19 protein-coding genes and 4 tRNA genes are annotated in these 21,705 nt (G+C 60.0%); 9 read left to right on the top strand and 14 right to left on the bottom strand.

Annotation, left to right across the window (positions count from 1 at the left end; all coding sequences use genetic code 11):
- Positions 1–191 precede the first annotated feature (191 nt).
- Together AABM54_RS08740 and AABM54_RS08735 are read left to right on the top strand one after the other, a co-directional pair.
- Positions 192–2,639 carry an acyl-CoA dehydrogenase gene (locus AABM54_RS08740; protein WP_347904883.1) on the top strand — a complete coding sequence of 816 codons (2,448 nt, stop codon included), beginning with the start codon at positions 192–194 and terminating at the stop codon, positions 2,637–2,639.
- A gap of 95 nt (positions 2,640–2,734) precedes the next feature.
- Entirely contained in the window at positions 2,735–3,133 is a 399-nt protein-coding gene (locus AABM54_RS08735; protein ID WP_347904882.1) for a PA2817 family protein, read from the top strand.
- Positions 3,134–3,248: 115 nt separating this feature from the next.
- On the opposite strand, the gene AABM54_RS08730 is transcribed toward AABM54_RS08735, so the two are convergent.
- Positions 3,249–4,247, bottom strand: coding sequence for a LysR family transcriptional regulator (locus tag AABM54_RS08730; protein ID WP_347904881.1), 999 nt, complete (start codon positions 4,245–4,247; stop codon positions 3,249–3,251).
- A 90-nt stretch (positions 4,248–4,337) separates the two neighbouring features.
- Here AABM54_RS08730 and AABM54_RS08725 point away from each other — a divergent pair, with 90 nt between their 5' ends.
- The 3 genes from AABM54_RS08725 (at position 4,338) to AABM54_RS08715 (ending at position 6,464) form a co-directional block, all read left to right on the top strand.
- Positions 4,338–4,964: an alanyl-tRNA editing protein gene (locus AABM54_RS08725; protein ID WP_347904880.1), complete on the top strand. Its 627-nt coding sequence runs from the start codon at positions 4,338–4,340 to the stop codon at positions 4,962–4,964.
- Positions 4,965–5,053: 89 nt separating this feature from the next.
- Positions 5,054–5,824: a 2OG-Fe(II) oxygenase gene (locus AABM54_RS08720; protein ID WP_347904879.1), complete on the top strand. Its 771-nt coding sequence runs from the start codon at positions 5,054–5,056 to the stop codon at positions 5,822–5,824.
- 1 nt (position 5,825) lies between these two features.
- On the top strand, positions 5,826–6,464 hold the full coding sequence (locus AABM54_RS08715; RefSeq protein WP_347904878.1) for a LysE family translocator: 639 nt from the start codon (positions 5,826–5,828) through the stop codon (positions 6,462–6,464).
- 68 nt (positions 6,465–6,532) lie between these two features.
- Here the strand turns inward: AABM54_RS08715 and AABM54_RS08710 are convergent, their stop codons facing one another.
- From AABM54_RS08710 to AABM54_RS08675, 8 genes are all read right to left on the bottom strand, one after another.
- Positions 6,533–7,297: an ATP-binding cassette domain-containing protein gene (locus tag AABM54_RS08710; RefSeq protein ID WP_347904877.1), complete on the bottom strand. Its 765-nt coding sequence runs from the start codon at positions 7,295–7,297 to the stop codon at positions 6,533–6,535.
- A 101-nt stretch (positions 7,298–7,398) separates the two neighbouring features.
- Positions 7,399–8,109, bottom strand: coding sequence for an ABC transporter permease (locus AABM54_RS08705; protein ID WP_347904876.1), 711 nt, complete (start codon positions 8,107–8,109; stop codon positions 7,399–7,401).
- Positions 8,106–8,834: an ABC transporter permease gene (locus AABM54_RS08700; RefSeq protein ID WP_347904875.1), complete on the bottom strand. Its 729-nt coding sequence runs from the start codon at positions 8,832–8,834 to the stop codon at positions 8,106–8,108. The genes AABM54_RS08705 and AABM54_RS08700 overlap by 4 nt, the downstream gene beginning before the upstream one ends.
- 56 nt (positions 8,835–8,890) lie before the next feature.
- Positions 8,891–9,673: a transporter substrate-binding domain-containing protein gene (locus AABM54_RS08695; protein WP_347904874.1), complete on the bottom strand. Its 783-nt coding sequence runs from the start codon at positions 9,671–9,673 to the stop codon at positions 8,891–8,893.
- Positions 9,674–10,197: 524 nt separating this feature from the next.
- Positions 10,198–10,273: transfer RNA gene (locus AABM54_RS08690), tRNA-Gly, on the bottom strand.
- A gap of 3 nt (positions 10,274–10,276) precedes the next feature.
- Positions 10,277–10,352, bottom strand: a tRNA-Glu gene (locus AABM54_RS08685).
- Positions 10,353–10,456: 104 nt separating this feature from the next.
- Positions 10,457–10,532 (bottom strand) — tRNA-Gly (locus tag AABM54_RS08680).
- 2 nt (positions 10,533–10,534) lie between these two features.
- Positions 10,535–10,610: transfer RNA gene (locus AABM54_RS08675), tRNA-Glu, on the bottom strand.
- Between the two features lie 380 nt (positions 10,611–10,990).
- Here AABM54_RS08675 and AABM54_RS08670 point away from each other — a divergent pair.
- Complete coding sequence (locus AABM54_RS08670) at positions 10,991–11,749, top strand: hypothetical protein (RefSeq protein ID WP_347904873.1); 759 nt, start codon at positions 10,991–10,993, stop codon at positions 11,747–11,749.
- 77 nt (positions 11,750–11,826) lie between these two features.
- Here the strand turns inward: AABM54_RS08670 and AABM54_RS08665 are convergent, their stop codons facing one another.
- The 3 genes from AABM54_RS08665 to AABM54_RS08655 form a co-directional block, all read right to left on the bottom strand.
- Positions 11,827–13,794 (bottom strand): methyl-accepting chemotaxis protein, encoded by a 1,968-nt coding sequence (locus AABM54_RS08665; protein WP_347904872.1) that lies wholly within the window; start codon positions 13,792–13,794, stop codon positions 11,827–11,829.
- Positions 13,795–13,924: 130 nt separating this feature from the next.
- Positions 13,925–15,331, bottom strand: a complete 1,407-nt coding sequence (locus AABM54_RS08660; RefSeq protein ID WP_347904871.1) for a PLP-dependent aminotransferase family protein — start codon at positions 15,329–15,331, stop codon at positions 13,925–13,927.
- 241 nt (positions 15,332–15,572) lie between these two features.
- Entirely contained in the window at positions 15,573–16,334 is a 762-nt protein-coding gene (locus tag AABM54_RS08655; RefSeq protein ID WP_347904870.1) for an SDR family oxidoreductase, read from the bottom strand.
- A 231-nt stretch (positions 16,335–16,565) separates the two neighbouring features.
- Here AABM54_RS08655 and AABM54_RS08650 point away from each other — a divergent pair, with 231 nt between their 5' ends.
- On the top strand, positions 16,566–17,570 hold the full coding sequence (locus AABM54_RS08650) for an NADP-dependent oxidoreductase (protein WP_347904869.1): 1,005 nt from the start codon (positions 16,566–16,568) through the stop codon (positions 17,568–17,570).
- Positions 17,571–17,698: 128 nt separating this feature from the next.
- Here the strand turns inward: AABM54_RS08650 and pyrF are convergent, their stop codons facing one another.
- On the bottom strand, positions 17,699–18,397 hold the full coding sequence (pyrF, locus tag AABM54_RS08645) for an orotidine-5'-phosphate decarboxylase (protein WP_305502938.1): 699 nt from the start codon (positions 18,395–18,397) through the stop codon (positions 17,699–17,701).
- A 294-nt stretch (positions 18,398–18,691) separates the two neighbouring features.
- On the opposite strand from pyrF, the gene AABM54_RS08640 reads away from it, so the two are divergent.
- Together AABM54_RS08640 and AABM54_RS08635 are read left to right on the top strand one after the other, a co-directional pair.
- Positions 18,692–19,456 carry a response regulator gene (locus tag AABM54_RS08640; protein WP_347904868.1) on the top strand — a complete coding sequence of 255 codons (765 nt, stop codon included), beginning with the start codon at positions 18,692–18,694 and terminating at the stop codon, positions 19,454–19,456.
- A complete protein-coding gene (locus tag AABM54_RS08635) occupies positions 19,456–20,511 on the top strand; it encodes a HAMP domain-containing sensor histidine kinase (protein ID WP_347904867.1) in 1,056 nt (351 codons plus the stop codon). The genes AABM54_RS08640 and AABM54_RS08635 overlap by 1 nt, the downstream gene beginning before the upstream one ends.
- A 93-nt stretch (positions 20,512–20,604) precedes the next feature.
- On the opposite strand, the gene AABM54_RS08630 is transcribed toward AABM54_RS08635, so the two are convergent.
- Positions 20,605–21,657, bottom strand: coding sequence for an AI-2E family transporter (locus AABM54_RS08630; protein WP_347904866.1), 1,053 nt, complete (start codon positions 21,655–21,657; stop codon positions 20,605–20,607).
- Between the last annotated feature and the right edge of the window lie 48 nt (positions 21,658–21,705).

Here is a 21,705-nt window from a genome sequence, read left to right as displayed (position 1 = left end):
ACGACGTTTCGGCCAAACATCAGAGCTTGTCGCTCTGCTCACGGAGGAATTCAACAACCCGGCTGGGATGTCCCGCACTGCATTCACCAAGATTTCCTACAGATTCAAACACATCGCTCTGACCACCCTGTTTTGCGGATGCCGTCTAAGCTCTGAAGGTGGTTTGCCCCTGGTTTCACGGAGGATTGAATATGCTGCTGTTGTGGATACTGGTTCTGGTGGTCGGTATTGCCTACCTGGCTCATCGCCGCACCGCACCGCTGCCTGCGTTGGGCGTGGTGGCGGTCTATCTGCTGGCGATGGGTGCTTTCAGTCATGCACCAGGCTGGCTGCTGCTGGTTTCCTGGATCGTGCTCGCCGCCGTCGCTGCGCCACTGCTGCTGCCGGATCTGCGCCGCCAATATTTCACTGCGCCCCTGTTCAACTGGTTCCAGAAAACCTTGCCGCCGATGTCGCAAACCGAACGCGACGCCATCGATGCCGGCACGGTCTGGTGGGATGGCGAGCTGTTCAGCGGCCGTCCGGACTGGAACAAACTGCTGGCCTACCCGAAAGCGCAACTGAGCGAAGAAGAACAAGCGTTCATCGATGGCCCCACCGAAGCGCTCTGTGCCATGGTCAGCGACTGGCAGATCGGCCAGACAATGGACCTGCCGCCCGCGGCCTGGACCCACATCAAGGAGCACGGCTTTTTCGCCTTGATCATCCCCAAGGAATACGGCGGCAAGGGTTTCAGCGCCTACGCTCACTCCCAGGTGGCAATGAAACTGGCCACCCGCAGCGGTGACCTCGCGTCCACGGTGATGGTGCCCAACTCCCTCGGCCCTGCCGAACTGTTGCTGCACTACGGCACCGATGAACAACGTAATCACTATCTTCCGCGCCTGGCTCGCGGCGATGACATCCCGTGCTTTGCCTTGACCGGACCACTGGCCGGCTCCGACGCCGGCGCCATGCCGGACACCGGCGTCATCTGCAAGGGCGAATGGGAAGGCAAGGAAACCCTGGGCCTGCGGCTGAACTGGGAAAAACGCTACATCACCCTCGGACCAGTCGCGACCCTGCTGGGCCTGGCCTTCAAGGCCTATGACCCGGACCACTTGCTGGGCGACGAGGTAGACCTGGGCATCAGCCTGGCGTTGATTCCCACCGACACCCCCGGCGTGGACATCGGCCGTCGCCACCTGCCCCTCGGTGCCGCGTTTATGAACGGCCCGAACTCAGGCAAGGATATCTTTGTCCCGCTGGAATTTCTGATCGGCGGCCAGGACATGCTCGGCAAAGGCTGGATGATGCTGATGAATTGCCTGTCGGTCGGGCGCTCGATTTCGCTGCCCGCCGTGGGCACGGGCGCTGCCAAATTCACCAGCCTGGTGACGGGCCAGTACGCGCAGGTGCGCGAGCAATTCAACGTACCACTCTCGGCATTCGAAGGGATTCAGGAAGCCATGGCGCGTATCGGCGGCAATGCCTGGATGATGGACGCCGCACGAATGTTGACCGCCAACGCCGTGGACCTCGGCGAAAAACCTTCGGTGCTCTCGGCAATCCTCAAGTATCACCTGACCGAACGTGGCCGCGAATGCATCAGCCACGCCATGGATGTGCACGGCGGCAAGGGTATCATCATGGGCCCGAACAACTACCTGGGCCGCAGTTGGCAAGGAGCGCCGATCTTCATCACCGTGGAGGGGGCCAACATTCTCTCGCGCAACCTGATGATTTTCGGCCAGGGCGCGATTCGCTGCCATCCGTTCGTGCTCAAGGAAATGGCGCTCGCGGGGCGTGAAGACAAGGACAAGGCACTGATCGAGTTCGACGGCCTGCTGCTCAAGCACATCGGCTTTGCCGTCAGCAACGCTGCCAGCACCCTGGTGCTGAACCTCGGCTTCGGGCATTTCGAACACGCACCGGGCGACAAGCTCAGCCAGGGTTACTTCCGCGCCCTCAATCGTCAGGCGGCGGCGTTTGCAATGCTCGCGGACCTGAGCATGATGCTGCTGGGCGGTGAGCTGAAGCGTCGCGAACGCTTGTCCGCACGCCTCGGCGACGTGCTCAGCAACTTGTATCTCGCCTCGGCCGCCCTCAAGCGTTATCACGACCTCGACTCACCGCAGCACCTGCATCCGCTGTTCAACTGGGCCATGGAGGAAAGCCTCGGCCAATCGGAGCGGGCGCTGGATGAACTGCTGAGCAACTTCCCGAACCGGGTATTGAGCTGCCTGTTGCGGATTGTGGTGTTCCCTTTCGGTCGTCGTCACAAGGGGCCATCGGACGCACTCGGTGCCGAAGTGGCGGCGGTTATCGGCCGCGCCAAGGGTGATCCGACCCTCGAAGAACTGCTCGTCGGTTGCTACCGCCCACAATCAACCGACGATCCGGTCGGCGCCCTGCAACATGCCTGCAACCTGCTGAGCGATGCCCAGCCCTTGCAGAAAAAACTCCACGTGGCGCTCAAAAGCGGTCAGGTCAAACCGGTTGCCGGGGAACATGCCATCGATGCCGCACTGGAGGCCGGTGTGCTGCAACCGGGTGAAGCGCAAACACTGCGCGAGGCCGAGGCGGCACGCCGCAGAGTCATCGACGTTGACGACTTCACCAAGGAGCAACTGTCACTCGCGGAAGGCAAGACCCGCTAAGGCCGTTGCTCGTCCAGCGGTTCAAGGGTGAAAATCGGGCGTCGGAGCTATATACTCCGGCGCCCGTTTTGCTTTAGTTCCAGAGGAATCCCGTTATGCTCGACCACACTCTCGCCCTGCTCTCGCACCTGCGCAGCATCCTGGTCGCCCTCGGTGAAGCCGAACAAGTGCCGGAAGAAAGCCATGAGCTGTTCCTCGAGCGCTTCGATGAACTGATGCTGCAACTGCCGGTTGATCCGATCGAAAGCCAGTACCTGGGCCAGGACATCCTTTGCCAGGTCATTTCGCGCTACCCGCAAATTGCCCACCTCGTCCCGCGCGACTTGCTGTGGTACTTCGCCGGTGACTGCCTGCATTTCATGCCAGACGATGAAATCGATCTGTATCAGGCCCTGGAAGATCGTCGCTACGAAGCCGAACAGAACGACGAACCGTTCGACTGGAACCAGGAAAAACAACTGCTGGCCCTGTCGAATCAGGACAGCAAACACTGATTTCCGATCAGCATTTGCAAAAGGCCCGCATGGTTGAACATGCGGGCCTTTTTTGTAGCTGAGTGATCCATGGTTTGGACAACCGCTAGCGCGAGCCTGCTCGCGATGGCGCCTGTTAAAGCAACCCGTCACTCTCGGGCAACTCATACTCCGTCGCGCCCCTGTCCAATGCATTTGGCTTCCCCGGCTTGCCCAGAGTCGGCTCCTTCTCAAGGCACTCCACCAGATAGTCGATAAACACCCGCAATTTCGGCGGCAGATAACGCGTCGGCGAATGCAGCAACCAGGCGCCGCCGTGATAGGACGCGAGAAAGGTCCAGTCCGGCAGCACTTGCACAATCAACCCTTGTTCAAGCGCATAACGTGCGGTGAAGTACGGCAAGCTGCCAATCCCGATGTGCTGCAACACCGCCCCCAACCGTACCCCGGTGTGATTGGCCGCGTACCGGCCCCGCACACCCACCGTTACCGCTTTGGTGCCCTTCTTGAACTTCCAGCGTGCGTCGCTCGGCGTCTCCCCCAGATAAATGCAACTGTGGTTGAGCAAATCGTGAGGATGAGCCGGGGTCCCGTGTTCGGCCAGGTACTGAGGCGTGGCGCACAGCAAATGGTCGATGGTCAGCAACTGGCGCCCCACCAGCCCTGCCGGTGGGCGATCAGTGATGCGAATCGCCAGGTCGACATGGTCGTCGATCAGATCGACCTGGCGATCTTCGAGCAGCAACTCCACATCCACTTTCGGGTAGCGGCGCAAAAACTCCGGCATATGGGGATGAATCACGAACCGCCCCACGGCCTTGGGCACGCTAACCCGCACCAGACCTTCGGCTTCATGGGTGAACTGGCCGCTGATCTCCATGACGGACTTCGCAGCGCTGACCATTTCCTGACAACGCTTGAACACCTCTTCCCCGCCGTCGCTCAGGCGTAACTTACGCGTGGTGCGTTGCAGCAGTCGGGTGGCCAGCGCCTTTTCCAGCCTGGAAATACTCCGGCTGACCGCCGAAGGGGAAGAACCAAGTTGGCGAGCCGCCTCCGAGAAGCTGCCGGTCTCGACAACCTTGACGAAAATCGCCATTTCGCCCAACAAGGGAAGCGGAAGATTTATGCTCACAGCGCAACAGTCCTTTGATGTTTGAACGGATTATCACGCAATTCCAGCGTCCATATAATAAAAATAGAAATTTTAATAAGGGCATGGAATATGACGCTTCGCCTCTTCTTCCATAGTGATGACCTCAAAGCTAATGTGGAAGTCCTGGATTGCACGCCCCACGAGAACGAATTTGCCGTTGTGCTGCGCGCGACACTGTTCCACCCCCAGGGCGGTGGACAGCCCTGTGACACCGGCTGGATCGGCGAAAGCCAGGTCCTGCGAGTGATCCAGGAACCGGACCGAATCATTCATTACGTCGACCACCCGGTAAGACTCGGCATGACCCAGATCCGGATCGACGAACAACGCCGCCAATTCAACACCCGCATGCATTCGGCCGGCCACCTCATCGGTCACTTCGCTGAAACCCGCGGCTGGGTGCCCATCAAGGCCCACCATTGGCCCAGCGAAGGCCGGGTGACCTTCAAGCCGGGAGAGGCACCTCAGGACCTCGACGCCGAGACCCTCCAGAACGCTGTCACACAATGGATTGCCGATGATCTGCCGCGCCTGATTTCGCTACGCGAAGGCTCGCGCGAGATCGGTTTCGGTGAACTGCCCGCCTACGGCTGCGGTGGGACCCATGTACGGCGCCTACAGGAACTAGGCACAGTCAAGATTGCGTCCCTCTCGCAGAAGAAGGGCACACTTTCAGTTCGCTACGACCTGGACTGAGCAATGGGGTGATGCCTGCGTGCCATCGCCTGAAAGGGAAGAGCCTGCGCTCGCAGGCTCGATGACTACCTGATAGACGGACCTAAACCATGATGCTAGATGTCGAGCGTCTCGATGAGACGTGCATAAAAAAACTGGCCACTGAAGAAGTCCTCGCCATCCGCGTCAAACGCTTTCTGCCCCCGCCGCTGGCAGTCGACATTGGCGACAAAATCCTGGCCCCGGGCTTTGAAGGCTATATCAACGCGCCGAGTATCGGTCGCATCGGCATGGCGTTTTATGAAGCCGAGAACCAGCCGCTGCTGATCGAGGACTATTTCGAACGCGCCACCAGCAACATCGCCGAACTGCGCAACCGTTGCGCGCCCTACTCCTCACCGGTAGACACCCTGCGCTGCATGCTGGATGAGTCATGGCCTGCGGGCGCGCACCTGGAAAACCTCTACGGTCGCAAGATGTATGTCGGATTGTCCCGCGTAGTGAAACCTGGCGTGTGCTTCCTGGCCCATCACGACATCTTCGCCAAAGACGCCCCGGACAGTTTTCAGGCGCGAAGCCTGGAGGCCCAGTTCGCCTGCAATGTTTACCTGAACATGCCCACCGAGGGCGGCGCACTGCAAATGTGGGATGACGACATTTCCCCTGACCAGTTCGACGAAATGCGCGGCGACAGTTACGGCATCGACCCCGTGCTGCTCGGCCCTCCGACCCTGGAGATTCGCCCTGAGCCGGGTGACTTCATCATGTTCAATTCGCGACGCATGCACTCGGTAACACCGGGCGTGAGCGACCCGCGCCTGAGCCTTTCTTTTTTTGTCGGCTATCGCGGCAATGCCTCACCCCTGACCTTCTGGAGTTGAAATGTTTTCCAATTACCTAGGCGAGTTCCTTGCGCTGGCGACCATCCACTTTCTGGCGGTAGTCGCCCCCGGGCCCGACTTTGCCGTGACCATTCGTCAGAGTGTGCGGTTTGGTCGTTTGATCGGGATCTGTACCGCCCTGGGAATCGGCGCCGGTATTTCGGTGCACGTGCTGTACACCTTGCTCGGGGTTGGCGCGCTGATGCACACCACCCCTTGGCTGCTGACCGTCGCCAAAGTGGTGGGCGGTGCCTACATTCTTTACCTCGGGGTGAGCCTGCTGCGCAGCAAACCCAAGACCGCACTGGAAGGCGACAAGCCCAGCGACGAACCGCTGGTCGAGCAAACGCTGCTGAAGGCGTTCACCACCGGGTTTCTGACCAACGCCACCAACCCCAAGGCCACGCTGTTTTTCCTGGCGATATTCACCACCCTCATCAGTACCACGACACCGCTGAAGATTCAGGCGCTGTACGGAGTCTGGATGTGTTTTGTGAACGCGCTGTGGTTCGTCATTGTGGCGCTGTTCTTTTCCAGCGCCCGGATACGGTTGCTGTTCATGCGCATGGGGCATTGGTTCGAACGAACCATGGGGGTGATTCTGATTCTGTTTGCAGGACGCCTGATCCTGTCCATGTAAAGCAGCCTGACCCAAGGCTGCCTCGTGGTGTTGAGTACCCCCTCAACACCGCGACGCGACGGCGATGCTTACTTCAGATTGCCACTCAAAAACTGCCGCAGGCGCTCGCTCTTCGGGTTGCCGAGCACCTCCTCCGGCGCCCCCTCTTCTTCGACTCGCCCCTGATGCAAAAACAGCACCTGATTCGACACCTTACGAGCGAAGCTCATTTCGTGCGTCACCATAATCATCGTCCGGCCTTCTTCAGCCAGGCCTTGAATCACCTTCAACACTTCACCCACCAACTCTGGGTCCAGGGCCGAAGTCGGCTCATCGAACAGCATGACTTCAGGCTCCATGGCCAGGGCGCGGGCGATGGCCACGCGCTGCTGCTGCCCACCCGAGAGGAAGGCCGGATATTGATCCGCCACGCGCGCCGGCAAACCGACCTTATCCAGATAACGCCGGGCACGTTCCTCGGCGTCTTTCTTGCTGACCCCCAGCACCCGGCGCGGGGCCATGGTGATGTTTTCCAGCACCGTCATGTGGCCCCACAGGTTGAAGTGCTGAAACACCATCGCCAGGCGGGTACGCAGACGCTGCAACTCGGCATCGTCGGCCACGCGCATGCCATGGCGATCGTTGATCATGCGAATCGGCTTGCCGTCCAGGCTCATGGCGCCGCCATTGGGTGTTTCGAGAAAGTTGATGCAGCGCAAAAAGGTACTTTTTCCCGAGCCGCTGGCGCCAATCAGGCTGATCACATCACCGGTATTGGCCTTCAGGGAAACGCCTTTGAGCACTTCGTGGCTACCGTAACTTTTATGCAGTTCTTCAACAGTCAATTTGTACATGTGCGCAGCATCCTCAAAGGGAAAATGGATCGCCGCTGCGTAAATGTCGCAGTCGGCGAAAAAGCCGCGGCCTGATGAGCGGCCGCATGGGGCTCTAAGTCCTAGTGAGCCGGGCCGAGAAAGGCCAGCCAACGACGCTCGGCAATACGAAACAGGCCGACCAGCGCAAAGGTGACCGTCAGGTAGATCAGCGCACTGATGCCAAACGACTGAAAGGTCAGGAAGGTCGCCGAGTTGGCGTCACGCGCAATTTTCAGGATGTCCGGAATGGTTGCGGTGAAGGCCACGGTGGTCGAGTGCAGCATCAGGATCACTTCGTTGCTGTAGTAGGGCAGCGAACGGCGCAGGGCCGAAGGCATGATCACGTAGGCGTAAAGCTTCCAGCCCGTCAGACCGTAGGCCTTGGCGGCTTCGACTTCACCGTGGGCCATGCTGCGGATCGCCCCGGCGAAAATCTCCGTGGTGTAGGCGCAGGTGTTCAGGGCAAAGGCCAGAATGGTGCAGTTCATCGCATCGCGAAAGAACGCATCAAGCACTGGCTGTGCACGAACGGCCGCCAGGCTGTAGATCCCGGTGTAGCAGATCAGTAGCTGGATATACAGCGGCGTGCCGCGGAACAGGTAGGTGTAGAACTGCACTGGCCAACGCACGTAAAGCTTGGGCGAAACCCGGGCAATCGACAGCGGGATCGACACCAGAAAACCGATGAAGATCGACGCCGCGAGTAACCACAAGGTCATCGCCAGGCCGGTGATGTGATAGCCGTCGCTATAAAGGAAGGGTTTCCAGTATTCCTGCATGAGCTCAATCATCGTACGGCCTCCCGGGAACCTGCTGCGTAATGCCGTTCAAGCCAGCGCAGCACAACGTTTGAAGCGCTGGTGATCACCAGATAGATCAGCGCTGCCAACACCAGAAAATAGAACAGTTGATAGGTGCTTTTGCCGGCGTCCTGAGCGGCTTTGACCAGGTCGGCCAGGCCGATGATCGACACCAGCGCAGTGGCCTTGAGAATTACCATCCAGTTGTTACCGATGCCCGGCAGGGCAAAGCGCATCATCTGCGGGAACACCACAAAACGAAAACGCTGGGCGCGACTCAAGCCGTAGGCGGTGGCCGCTTCCATCTGCCCACGGGGCACCGCGAGGATCGCGCCACGAAAGGTCTCGGTGAAATAAGCACCGTAGATAAAGCCCAGGGTGATGATCCCGGCACCGAATGGGTTGATCTCGATGTATTCCCAGTCCAGCGCTACAGTGAGCCCCGTCAGCCAGGTTTGCAGGCTGTAGAAAATCAGCAGCATCAGCACCAGGTCCGGCACACCGCGAATCAACGTGGTGTAAAGCTGGGCGGGAATCCGGAACAGCTTGACGCTGGAGAGTTTGGCGCTGGCGCCGATCAGACCAAGCAAAACGCTCAACAACAGCGACAGTATCGATAGCTTGACGGTCATCCAGGTGCCTTCCAGCAACAGAGGGCCAAACCCCTGCAAGCTGAACGCGGAGAACCCAAGCGTCTGTAACAGTGCTTCGAACATAATTCAGGGACCTATAGCGATAAAAAAGTGCCCGTCGCGAGGACAGGCACGGGGCATTACTTGCCGCTGTAGAGATTCAGATCACCGAAGTGCTTTTTCTGGATCGCATCGTAGGTGCCGTTATCGTGAAGCGCCTTGATGCCTTTATCGATAAAGGCCTTGAGCTCGGCGTTGCCCTTGGCGATACCTACCGCCGTTTTGGCCGGCAGCAAAGGATCATCGACCGGTTTGCTGACTTCGAAATCAGCCCCTTGCGGCGACTTCAAAAAACCCAGTTCGGCTTGCAGCATGTCCTGGATCGAAGCGTCGAGACGACCGGAGATCAAGTCCGCATAGACCTGGTCCTGGTTGGCGTAAGCCTTGGTTTCCACCCCGACCTTATCCAGTACCGACTTGGCATAGGCTTCCTGAATGGAGCCCTGCTCATAACCGACCTTCTTGCCTTTAAGAGCAGCCGGATCGATGCCGACAGTGGCGCCTTTTTTGTAGACCATCGCGGTCGGGCCGGAGAACAACTCGGTGGAGAAGTCGATCACCTTCTCACGGGCCGGGGTGACGGTCATGGAGGAGATCACGCCGTCGAATTTATTGGCCTTCAAGCCAGGAATCGTACCGTCGAAGTCACTTTCGACCCATTTGCACGTGACCTTCAACTCAGCGCAGATGGCATTACCCAGATCAATGTCGAACCCGGTGAGGCTACCGTCGGCCGCTTTGGACTCGAACGGCGCATAAGAAGGATCAACACCAAACCGCAGTTCTTTGTATTCCTTGGCCGTGGCTACACCTGCGGCCATGCACATCGCCAGAGCAGAAAGGGTCAGCAATGTTCTTTTCATTATTATTCGATTCCTAAAACCACGATGGGCGCTTGTGGCGCATGGATAGTGTTGCCGGCATGCCTGCGACGCTGTGAAGCCTGGGCAAAACCTCAAGCAGGTGCTTTGACGCCATCCTGTGTGTCAACGCCTCCTGGCGACTCTTACGCACATACACTTACTTGTACGTACAAGCATATGCAATCAATCAGCCAACTCTCCTGACTGCGGTCGAAGAAACCTGTCAGAGCCGCAAGAACGCCGCTTGCACGGGACTTGAGTTCAACCCGCGACAGGTTCGAAGACCACCTGGCTGTACTCAGGGTTGTTACCTGAACCATTTTTTACTGAGCACGGGTGCGATCGGTAACATTTTGTAAGACAGGAAACGCATGGGGATGCCCCGCTACGAAACAACCTCTGCGTGAGACGGCTGAAATGTAAAAAGGCCCGCACAGTCTGACTGGCGAGCCTTTGCAATGCGCAGGGTGTTAAATCGCGCGCACACAAAAACGCCGCTCAATGAGCGGCGTTTTTGTTAAATATGGAGCGGGAAACGAGACTCGAACTCGCGACCCCGACCTTGGCAAGGTCGTGCTCTACCAACTGAGCTATTCCCGCAAATGGCGTCCCCTAGGGGACTCGAACCCCTGTTACCGCCGTGAAAGGGCGGTGTCCTAGGCCACTAGACGAAGGGGACACGCTACCCGGAACACATGGTGTGTGTTCCAGTGTCCAGACCCGCATCCGGAGACTTGGTTCTGGTTTCACTCAACACCGCCCGAAAGCAATGCTGTTTAAAAATGGAGCGGGAAACGAGACTCGAACTCGCGACCCCGACCTTGGCAAGGTCGTGCTCTACCAACTGAGCTATTCCCGCATTGGCGTCCCCTAGGGGACTCGAACCCCTGTTACCGCCGTGAAAGGGCGGTGTCCTAGGCCACTAGACGAAGGGGACACACTACAACTTCACTCCCTACCGCGTTTCACTGTTTGCTTTCCGCTGTAAGTGGCGCGCATTCTATGGATGGATTGAGGGGTCGTCAACCCCCTGAGATAAATTTATTTAAATCAATGACTTCGCCATCCTTCCGGGGTGGTTTGCGGCCTATCTCGCGCCCGGTGTTTGGCGCCTATATTCTGGCACCGGACAAGGCGCTATAGTCCACTCCCGGCAGATGGTAGCAATGTGCGATCGCCGCGCTACTCTCTATCTACTGTCTATATAGGTACGGCCACCGCTTCCATCAACTCGTCGTCCGGCCCTATGCGCCCCTATGCTTAGCCACTACACTCGCACGCGAACCCTATAAAGAGGTCTTAACGGTGACACCACTCATGATCGGCCTGCTCGTTGTAGCTGGGCTCGCCCTATTGATCGCCATTGGCTACATGAACCATGTGGTGGATAACAATAAACTGGAAAAGGCCCGCACCAAGGTCGAACTCAATGATCGCCTGCGTCGCTGCGGCGAACTCACCGAGACGTTTCCCGGCCAGTACATGACGCCAGCCCTCAAGCTGCTGTTGACCCGCCTGGAACTCAACGTTTGCCAGCGCCTGCTCCATCTTGAAAAGACCAATGCAGCCGTAAAGGCACGCATCAGCGAACTGAATGCGCTGGTGGCCCAAGGCGAATCGATCCCGGTGAACAACCCGCCGGCACCGATCCTGACCGAAGCCAAGGCCAAGGATGTGCGTTTCCTGCTTGAAGCCATGCATGGCCAAGTGACGCGCGCTGCCCAGGACGGCTTCCTGCCGACCAACGAAGCCAAGCGCTGGATCAAGGAAATTCGCCATATCCTGGTGCTGCTGCACATCGAGTTCTTCAATAACCTCGGCCAGCATGCCCTGCAACAGAACCAGCCAGGGCAAGCCCGCCTGGCCTTCGAGCGTGGCGTACAGTACCTGCGCAAACAGCAGGACCCGGCGCTGTACAGCGAACAGCTTCAGTATCTGGAAAAACTGCTGGAGCGCGCCAACGCCCAGGTATTGGCCAGCACTCAACCCGTCGAAGGTGAGGTCAACCAATTGACCGAAGGTCTCAAAGACGCCGAGACCGATGCCGACTGGAAGAAGAAAGTGATTTACGACTGATCAACGACAAGCCGCACGAACCCTCGTGCGGCTTGACTGTTATTGCCAGAACACCGGCCAGCAAGCCACCCGGCACCTCACAGCCGGAAATGCCCCACCATCCCCTTCAACTCTGCCCCCAACTGCGCCAGCTCGATGCTCGACGCCGCGTTGCCCTGCATCGCCAGCGAAGACTGATCGGCGCTGGCACGAATGCTGGTCACGCTGCGATTGATTTCTTCCGCCACCGAACTCTGCTGCTCGGCCGCCGCGGCAATTTGCTGATTCATCTGCTGGATCAGCGACACCGCCGCCGCGATGCTGCCCAGAGCGCTCTCGGTCTGTAGCGCATCGCTGACCGCCAGTTTGACCAACTCACCGCTGCTTTGAATCTGCTGTACCGAAGAATGGGCTGCTGCACGCAAGGCACTTACCAGTCGTTCAATTTCTTCGGTCGACTGCTGCGTACGCTTGGCCAAGGCCCGGACTTCGTCCGCCACCACGGCAAAGCCCCTGCCCTGCTCGCCCGCACGAGCCGCTTCGATGGCCGCGTTGAGCGCCAGCAGGTTGGTTTGCTCGGCAACGCTCTTGATGACGCCGAGCACGGTACCGATATTCTGGATTTGCGCGCTGAGGCTCTCGATGCTGCTGCTCGCCGATGTCGCCGAATCGGCCAATTGCTCGATCCGCTGCATGCTCTGGCGCACCACCTGCTGACCGCTTTCAACCTTGCCATCAGCCGTTTGCGCAGCATGCGCCGCCTCTTCGGCGTTACGCGCCACATCATGCACGGTGGCGGTCATCTGGTTCATGGCGGTGGCGACTTGCTCGGTTTCCTCTTTCTGGCTGCTGACCTCAAGGTTGGTCTGCTCGGTGACTGCCGACAACGACTGCGCGGAACTCGCCAACTGCTCGATCCCCGCCTGCAAGCCACTGACGATAGCGCTCAGCCCGGCGCCCATTTGCTGCATGGCCTGCATCAACTGGCCGATTTCATCGCGACGGGTGACCTGCACCCTGGCACTCAGGTCGCCGGCGGCTATCTGCCGGGCGACTTGAATCACACTGCGCAGCGGCGCGACGATCAACCGGGTGATCACCCACGCGGCAATCAAGCCGACCAGCAATGCCAGGGCTGAGGAGCCAATGATCAACAGTGAGTTCTTGTGCAGCTCGGCCTGCATCGACTGGTCTTCAGCGCCATAAGCCTGGTTGACGCGCTCAACCACCTGAGCGGCGCGTTCATGCAGTTGTTGATAGACCTTCTTTTCCTGCGTCAGTAACCCGGTGTACTCGGTGAGTTTCTCGCTGAAACTGGCGATATGCCCCGCCACCTCGGTGAGTACCGTCTGATAGCCGGCGTCCTTGACGGTATTTTTCAGTGCTTCAGCCTGGCTCAACGCCTGATCGGCCTGCTCGATCTTGCCTTGTTCGGCATTCTCGTCATCGCCCTTGCGGCTCTGGTCCAGCCGCACGCGGGCCTCGTTCATGGCCTGCAACATCAAGCGCGACACCTGGCTCACCTGATTGGCCTGCTCGATGAACTGCGCACCGTCGGTGCCCTGGGATTGCTTGAGAGTGTAGGCACCATCGTCGGCGAGCCCGGCCTGCAACACATCAAGGTTGTTGGCCACGCTGGACACCGACCAACTGGCCATTTCCAGCGCAAGGTCCTTGGCCTGGGTCAGCTCGACAAACTCATCGAAGGCTTTGCGATAAGCCCCCAGTGATTGCTCGACATCGTTCATGACCGGGACACTGGCCGGTGACCGGGCCTTGAGCTGCGCCGCCATTTCTACCAGCCCGTCCACCCCCTGATGCAGGGCTTGCGCAGTATTCGGGTTGCCGTGCAAAGCGTATTCCTGCTCCAGCAGGCGAACCTTGAGCAGGCCGCTGTTGAGCGAGGACATCTGCTTGAGCCCCTCGAAACGCTGACTGATGGCTTGCAGCGACCAGACTCCAATCGCGGCCACCAGCGCTGTCAGCAGCAAGACCAGAACAAACCCGACACCCAGTTTTTTCGCCATACCGAGGTTGGCAAAACGTCCTTGCACGGCCGAAATCATTGCGCGTAGTCCCCTTCCAATGCCCAATGGCAGCAAGGCCATTTTCAGTTCATGCAGATTCGCAACGAGGCTACGGACACACAAGTCTCTGGCGTCGGAATAATGGCCAAAAGCTACGTCAACGTCGTTTTCAGGACGGTTGACGTCGATCCGGCAAAGCTGTTGCCTGGAAAAACCTCAACGCACGCGGATCACTGGCATAGGCGACGTTGATACGCAGCCAGTCACTGGCTTCGCCACCGGGGCTGAACGCAGTCCGGGACGACAACAACACACCACATTGCTGCGCCAGCGTACGCACCCGAGGGTAGTCACACAGCTGCGATCGCCCCCAGATAAACAGGCCGCCACTGGGCCTGCCGAACACCTGCCATTCGGCGTCCTCCAGGACCTGCAATGCGCTGGCCATGTCACCGCTCAACCGCTGGCGCTGACGCTGCACCAGTTTGCGATAGGCACCGTTGGCCAGCAGGCCGCACAGCACCGACTCGCAAAAGCGTGAAGCGCCCATGCCACTGACCATTTTCACTTCCGCCAGGCGCGAGATGATCTCGGCGCTGGCCACCACAAAACCGACCCGCAGCGAACTGCTGAGGGTTTTCGAGAAACTGCCGACGTAAATCACCGACTGATCGGTGTCCAGGGCCGCCAGGCGAGTACCGGCACTGCTTTGTAAATCTGCGTAGACATCGTCTTCGACAATCAACAGGCCATGGGCTTTGGCCAGTTCCAGGATGCGCTGGGCGATGGTCGGTGTCAGGCTGCTGCCCGTGGGGTTGTGATACAGGCTGTTGATGAACAGGGCTCGGGGCTGATGGCGACTCAAAAGCCTTTCAAGCGCCTCGACGTCCGGCCCTCGCGGGGTTCTCGGCACCTCGAGCAAGGTGATGCCGTGCAGGCGCAGCAAATCGAAAAGATTCGAGTAACCGGGGGTTTCAACCACCACGCAATCGCCCGGCTTGAGCAGCGTACGCACGATCAGGTCCAGCCCGTGGCTCGCACCGTGGGTGGTCATGATTCGCCCTTCATCAACCTCGATGTTGATGTGCTTCAAGCGCTTGTGAAGCTGTTGGCGCAAGGCCGGCAGCCCCAAGGGCGTGCTGTAGTTGAACAACCCGGCCATGTCGGTGCGCGCCACCTCGCGAATGGCATAGCTGAGGTCATCACTCTCGCGCCAGCTCTCCGGCAAGCCGCCACACCCCAACTTCAACTCCCCCAGCGGACTGTCGGTAAACCGCTCCCAATTGGCCTCGGCACCTTCGTACCAGGGCTTGTCGCCCGGATGGGTGACCACGATTGGCGGCTCGGCGACGACAAAACCCGAGCCCTGGCGTGCGGCGAGAACGCCTTGGGCAATCATCCGCTCATAGGCTTCGAAGACGCTCGACTGACTGAGCAGATTGTCCTTGGCCAGTTGGCGAACGGAAGGCAGGCGCGTTCCAGGCTGTACCGCGCCCTGGCGAATCCAGCCAGCCAGCGCGTCGACGATTTGCTGCACGACGGGCACCATGGCCTGTCGATCGATTCTCAATTCCATGAGTAACCATCTCCCTAACCGGTTGTTTTTTCTGCTCGCAGTTAAGCACAGGCACTCACGGAACGATGTGCGACAACGCCGTCAAAAAGCGCTGAGCTAACGCTTTGAAACACATCGCCCGAGGCTCGTCGTGAGGCATGTTTGAGAAAAAGAAAAACCCCGCGTGATAGCGCGGGGTTTTCCTACGTGACGGGTTTTCGCTCCACCACAGCGTCAGAGCCGTTTGCCCTCGACGAGTCGACTAGATCGCGGTCACACCCCCATCGACTGCCAGCGAATGGCCTGTGGTGAACGCCGCGCCGTCGCTGCACAGATAGAGCACCGCGCTGGCGATTTCCTCAACCTTGCCAATCCGCCCGACCGGGTGCATCGCGCTGGCAAATTCGGCCTTTTTCGGGTCTGCCTCATAAGCCCGACGGAACATGTCGGTGTCGATCACCGCCGGACATACCGCGTTGACCCGGATTTGCTTCTTCGCGTACTCGATCGCCGCCGATTTGGTGAGGCCGATCACGGCATGTTTGGACGCCGCGTAGATGCTCATTTTCGGCGCAGCGCCCAGCCCTGCCACGGACGCGGTATTGACGATAGCCCCGCCGCCCTGAGCGAGCATCAAGGGCAACTGGTGCTTCATGCACAGCCAGACACCTTTGACGTTGACGCCCATGATCGCGTCGAACTCCTCCACCGTGCCCTCTGCAAGTTTGCCTTTTTCGATCTCGATCCCGGCGTTATTGAAGGCGTAGTCAACACGACCATACGCATTCACAGCCTGCGCCATCAGGTTCTGGACGTCGGCTTCCAGGGTGACATTGCAGCGCACGAACACAGCTTCGCCGCCGCCGGCCCGAATCAACTGGACCGTGCCCTCGCCACCCGCCACATCGAGGTCGGAAACCACGACTTTCAAGCCTTCGGCGGCGAATGCCAGGGCCGTTGCGCGGCCGATACCAGCAGCAGCGCCTGTCACCAAAGCTACCTGGCCGGAAAACGTCATGCTCATTGATCTGTCCTCGAAGAGTGCGGGGGGCGTGTTCTCGCAGTCTAGCCACAGCCACTGACCACGCGGCAGCACTATCAAGCGCCCGGTGGGTTCGCCATCGACGGCAGTGATAAGGATACCGGCACTATTATCACGAGGCTGGATCAGGCTGCATTCGCTGGGCCGGCAGACCTTGCGACATCTGCCGCGAGGGTCTATCAATCAGACTCCATTGAACGATGAGTACTCGCCATGACTGCCCAGATCAACCGTCAGTTCCTCCTCGCCAAACGCCCGGTGGGTGCAGCGACTCGCGAAACCTTCACCTATCAGCAGGTTCCGGTCGGCGAACCGGCGGCGGGCCAGATCCTGGTCAAGAACGAGTACCTGTCACTGGACCCGGCCATGCGTGGCTGGATGAACGAAGGCAAGTCGTACATCCCGCCCGTGGGCCTTGGTGAAGTCATGCGGGCGCTGGGCGTGGGCCAAGTCATTGCTTCGAACAACCCGGGGTTTGCGGTGGGCGATTACGTCAACGGCGCGCTGGGTGTGCAGGATTACTTCCTGGGCGAGCCTAGAGGTTTCTACAAGGTAGATCCGAAACTGGCGCCGTTGCCGCGCTACCTGTCAGCCCTGGGCATGACCGGCATGACCGCCTATTTCGCCCTGCTCGATGTCGGCGCGCCGAAGGCCGGTGAAACCGTGGTGCTGTCCGGCGCCGCCGGTGCGGTAGGCAGCATCGCCGGGCAGATCGCCAAAATCAAAGGCTGCCGCGTGGTCGGCATTGCGGGCGGCGCCGACAAATGCAAGTTTCTGATGGATGAGTTGGGTTTCGACGGTGTCATCGACTACAAGAATGAAGACGTCATTGCCGGTCTCAAACGCGAATGCCCGAAAGGGGTCGACGTGTATTTCGACAACGTTGGCGGCGATATTCTCGATGCCGTGCTCAGCCGCCTGAACATGAAGGCGCGCGTGGTGATCTGCGGCGCCATCAGCCAGTACAACAACAAAGAGGCGGTCAAGGGCCCGGCCAATTACCTGTCGTTGCTGGTCAACCGTGCGCGAATGGAGGGTTTCGTGGTGATGGATTACGCCGCGCAATTCGCCGCTGCCGGCCAGGAGATGGCCGAGTGGATGGCCAAGGGGCAACTCAAGAGCAAGGAAGACATCGTTGAAGGGCTGGAGACGTTCCCGGAAACGCTGATGAAGCTGTTCAGCGGTGAGAACTTCGGCAAGCTGGTGTTGAAGGTCTGACCCAATATCTGAAGACACCACAAACAAATGTGGGAGCGGGCTTGTTCGCGAAAGCAGTGTGTCAGGCGACATTGATGTCCCTGATACTCTCTTCGCGAGCAAGCCCGCTCCCACAGTTTCAGTAGCGTTTACGCCAGTTCGGCGACTACGGCGGCCAGTGCCTTGGCCGGATCAGCCGCCTGGCTGATCGGACGACCGATTACCAGGTAGTCGGAACCGGCATCCAGGGCCTGGCGTGGCGTCAGGATTCGGCGCTGGTCGTCCTGGGCGCTGCCCGCCGGACGAATCCCCGGGGTCACCAGTTGCAGCGACGGGTGCGCGGCTTTCAGCGCCTGGGCTTCCAGGGCTGAGCACACCAAGCCGTCCATCCCGGCTTTTTCCGCCAGGGCCGCGAGGCGCAGCACCTGCTCCTGCGGTTCGATGTCCAGGCCGATGCCCGCCAGGTCCTCACGCTCCATGCTGGTCAGCACGGTCACGCCAATCAGCAGCGGTTTCGGGCCCGTGCGCTGGTCGAGCACTTCGCGGCACGCGGCCATCATGCGCAGGCCACCGGAGCAGTGCACATTGACCATCCACACGCCCATTTCCGCCGCAGCCTTGACCGCCATGGCGGTGGTGTTCGGGATGTCGTGGAACTTGAGGTCCAGGAACACTTCGAAACCCTTGTCGCGCAGGGTCCCGACAATTTCCGAAGCGCAGCTGGTGAACAGCTCTTTACCGACTTTGACCCGGCACAGTTTCGGGTCCAACTGGTCGGCCAGCTTCAGTGCGGCGTCACGGGTAGGGAAATCCAGGGCGACGATGATAGGAGTCTGGCAGGCGGACATGAGTGGGCTCTCAGGCAAGTCGAAATCGGCGCGCATTGTAGCGGAACGCGAGCCCGTACGGGACCCGATGATCGGTAATTCATCCTCAACGGCAACTGCAACCCGTGCAACGCCAGCATTTGTGTCGACTTCGATACACACACGACACGTCCACAACATTCGCCGGGGCTACCCTCTTGCGCCGCACTACGTCCTTGCAGCGCTTCCCGCCTTGCGGCCGGACGCCTATGCTGAAACCACAACCTCGCAGCCTATCTTTTGTGGTTGGCAGCCTCTATGGCAGATGAACCCTCCATGCACAACAGTCCAGCTCCGATGAATGATGACCTGAAAACGTCCGCCTCGGCCGACGACAAACGCTGGAACACCCGCGCGCTGATCGTCGACGATGACGTACCGATCCGCGAGCTGCTGATCGACTACCTGGCCCGCTTCAACATCCTCGCCAGCGGCGTGACCGATGGCAACGCCATGCGCCAGGCGTTGCTGGCCGAGCACTTCGACGTGGTGGTCCTCGACCTGATGCTGCCCGGCGAAGACGGTTTGTCGCTGTGCCGCTGGCTGCGCAGCGAGTCGGACATCCCGATCCTGATGCTCACCGCCCGTTGTGAACCCACCGACCGGATTATCGGCCTGGAACTGGGTGCCGACGATTACATGGCCAAGCCGTTCGAACCTCGGGAGCTGGTGGCACGGATTCAGACCATTCTGCGCCGGGTGCGCGACGACCGCACCGAGCAGCGCGCCAATATCCGCTTCGACAACTGGCGGCTCAACAGCGTGTTGCGCCAATTGATCGCCGACGATGGCCTGGTGGTGCCGCTGTCGAACGCCGAATTCCGCCTGCTCTGGGTATTTATCGAACGTCCGCGCCGGGTGCTCAGCCGTGAACAGTTGCTCGACGCGGCCCGGGGCCGCTCGATCGAGGCGTTTGATCGCAGCATCGACCTGCTGGTCTCGCGCCTGCGGCAAAAACTTGGCGACGACCCCAAGGCCCCGCAATTGATCAAGACCGTACGTGGCGAGGGTTACCTGTTCGACGCCCGAGACATCGGCTGATGCGCATGCGCTTCGATACGCTGTTCGGCCGCCTGTTCGGGGTGCTGCTGGTGGCGATCGTGCTGGCGCACCTGCTGGCGTTTTTCTGGTTTCACCATTACGGCCCTCCACCTGCGCCACCATCGCGGTTTTCCGCCGAACTTGACGGGACTCGCCCGCCCCATCCGCGCTTCGAACCACGCCCGCCACGGCCGTGGTTTGGCGGGCCGTTGGTGCCGCTGACCTTCCAGTTCATTTCCCTGATTATTGCCGCCTGGTACGGTGCCAAGTTGCTGAGCCGGCCGATCCAGCGCTTGAGCGCCGCCGCCGAACGCCTCAGCGAAAACCTCGACAGCCCGCCACTCGATGAGTCCGGCCCGCGCGAGGCGCGGCAAGCCGCGCACACCTTCAACCTGATGCAGCAACGCATTCGCCAGCAAGTGCAGCAGCGCGGGCGCATGCTCGGCGCTGTTTCCCATGACCTGCGCACGCCGCTGTCGCGCCTCAAGCTAAGACTCGAACAGATTGACGACCACAAGTTGCAGGGGCAGATGCGCCAGGACCTCGACGACATGATCGGCATGCTCGACGCCACCCTCAGCTACCTGCACGAACAACGCACCAGCGAAGCCTGGCAGTTGATGGATGTGCAGGCACTGGTTGAATCCCTCAGCGAAAACGCTCAGGACCAGGGGGCCGACGTTCAGGCCCAAGGCCACTGCGCACCGTTGCACGTGCAGCCAATGGCCTTGCGCTCCTGCCTCAACAACCTGTTGGACAACGCCTTGCGCTACGCCGGGTACGCCTTGATCAGCCTTGAAGACAACCGCGAGCAGTTGCTGATTCGTGTCATTGATCACGGCCCCGGGATCGCGGCGGACAAACGTGAAGCGGTGTTCGAGCCGTTCTATCGCCTGGAAGGTTCACGCAATCGCAACTCCGGCGGCGTTGGCCTGGGCATGACCATCGCCCGCGAGGCCGCGCAACGCATGGGCGGACAGTTGAGCCTGGAAGAGACCCCGGGAGGCGGCCTGACGGCGGTCGTTCGCTTGTCACGCACGCCTGCTTCCCTGTAGGCAGCGCAACAGATACGCCGCTGCGTGGGTCAGTGCCTGAGCGTCGCGATCCGAGCGCGGTAGCGAGGGAACCTGCGCCCTCGCCTTCGTCGGTCAGCGTTTGTCTTCACCCCGCGCCTGGCTCGCACTCCAGTCGATCAACAGGCTGTACGCCACCGCCAGCAAAGTCGGGCCGATAAACAGGCCAATGAAGCCGAAGGCAATCAACCCGCCAAACACCCCCAGCAACACAATCACCAGCGGCAGGTTACCGCCACGGCTGATGAGGTAGGGTTTGAGCACGTTGTCGACACCGCTGATGATGAACGTGCCCCAGATACCGAGGAACACCGCCATCCCGTACTCGCCTTTCCAGGCCAGCCACGCCGTGGCGGGAATCCACACCAGCGGCGGGCCCATGGGAATCAGGCTGAGCAGGAAAGTCACGATGCCCAGCACCAGCGCACCGGGGACACCGGCGATCAGGAAACCGATCACCGCCAGGATGGCCTGCGCGGCAGCAGTGCCGATCACCCCGTTGACCACCCGCTGTACCGTACCGGCCACCAGTTCGATGTAGTAACCGGCGCGGTCACCGATCAGCCGCTCCAGCAAGCGATGGACGAACATCGCCAGGCGCGGGCCATCGCGGTAGAAAAAGAACACGAACACGATACTTAAGGTCAGTTCCAGGATTCCGCCGCCGATCTGCGCGCTACGCGCCAGCAACCAGTTGCCGACCTGCCCCAGATAGGGTTTGACCGCCAGCATCAGCGCCGCACCCTGTTGATCGATGCTGTTCCAGAGCCCCACCAGCCGTTCTCCGACCAGAGGAACCGTTGCCAGCCAGACCGGCGCTTCCGGCAGGCCATCGACCTGAACATCCTTGATGAACGTCGTGGCATCGCGCACATGATCAGCCAGGTTCAAACCCAGCCAGACCATCGGTGCCGCCACCAGCACCATCCAGCCCAGGGTCAGCAACGCGGCCGCAAGCGACTCACGCCCGTTAAGCAAACGGGTCAGCAGGCGCATCAGCGGCCAACTGGCGAACGCCAGCACCGCCCCCCAGAACAGCGCCGACCAGAACGGCGCCATCACCCAGAAACTGGCGCCAAACAGCACCAGCAACAGAATCTGCACCAACAGTCGATCGTTATTGAGCATGAACAGTCTCGTGAAAGGTCAATCGACAAAGAGTAGGCGAACGGCGGG

The sequence above is a fragment of the Pseudomonas purpurea genome, from assembly GCF_039908635.1.
Taxonomy (GTDB): Bacteria; Pseudomonadota; Gammaproteobacteria; order Pseudomonadales; family Pseudomonadaceae; genus Aquipseudomonas; species Aquipseudomonas purpurea.
This window is presented reverse-complemented; position numbering and strand designations above follow the sequence as displayed.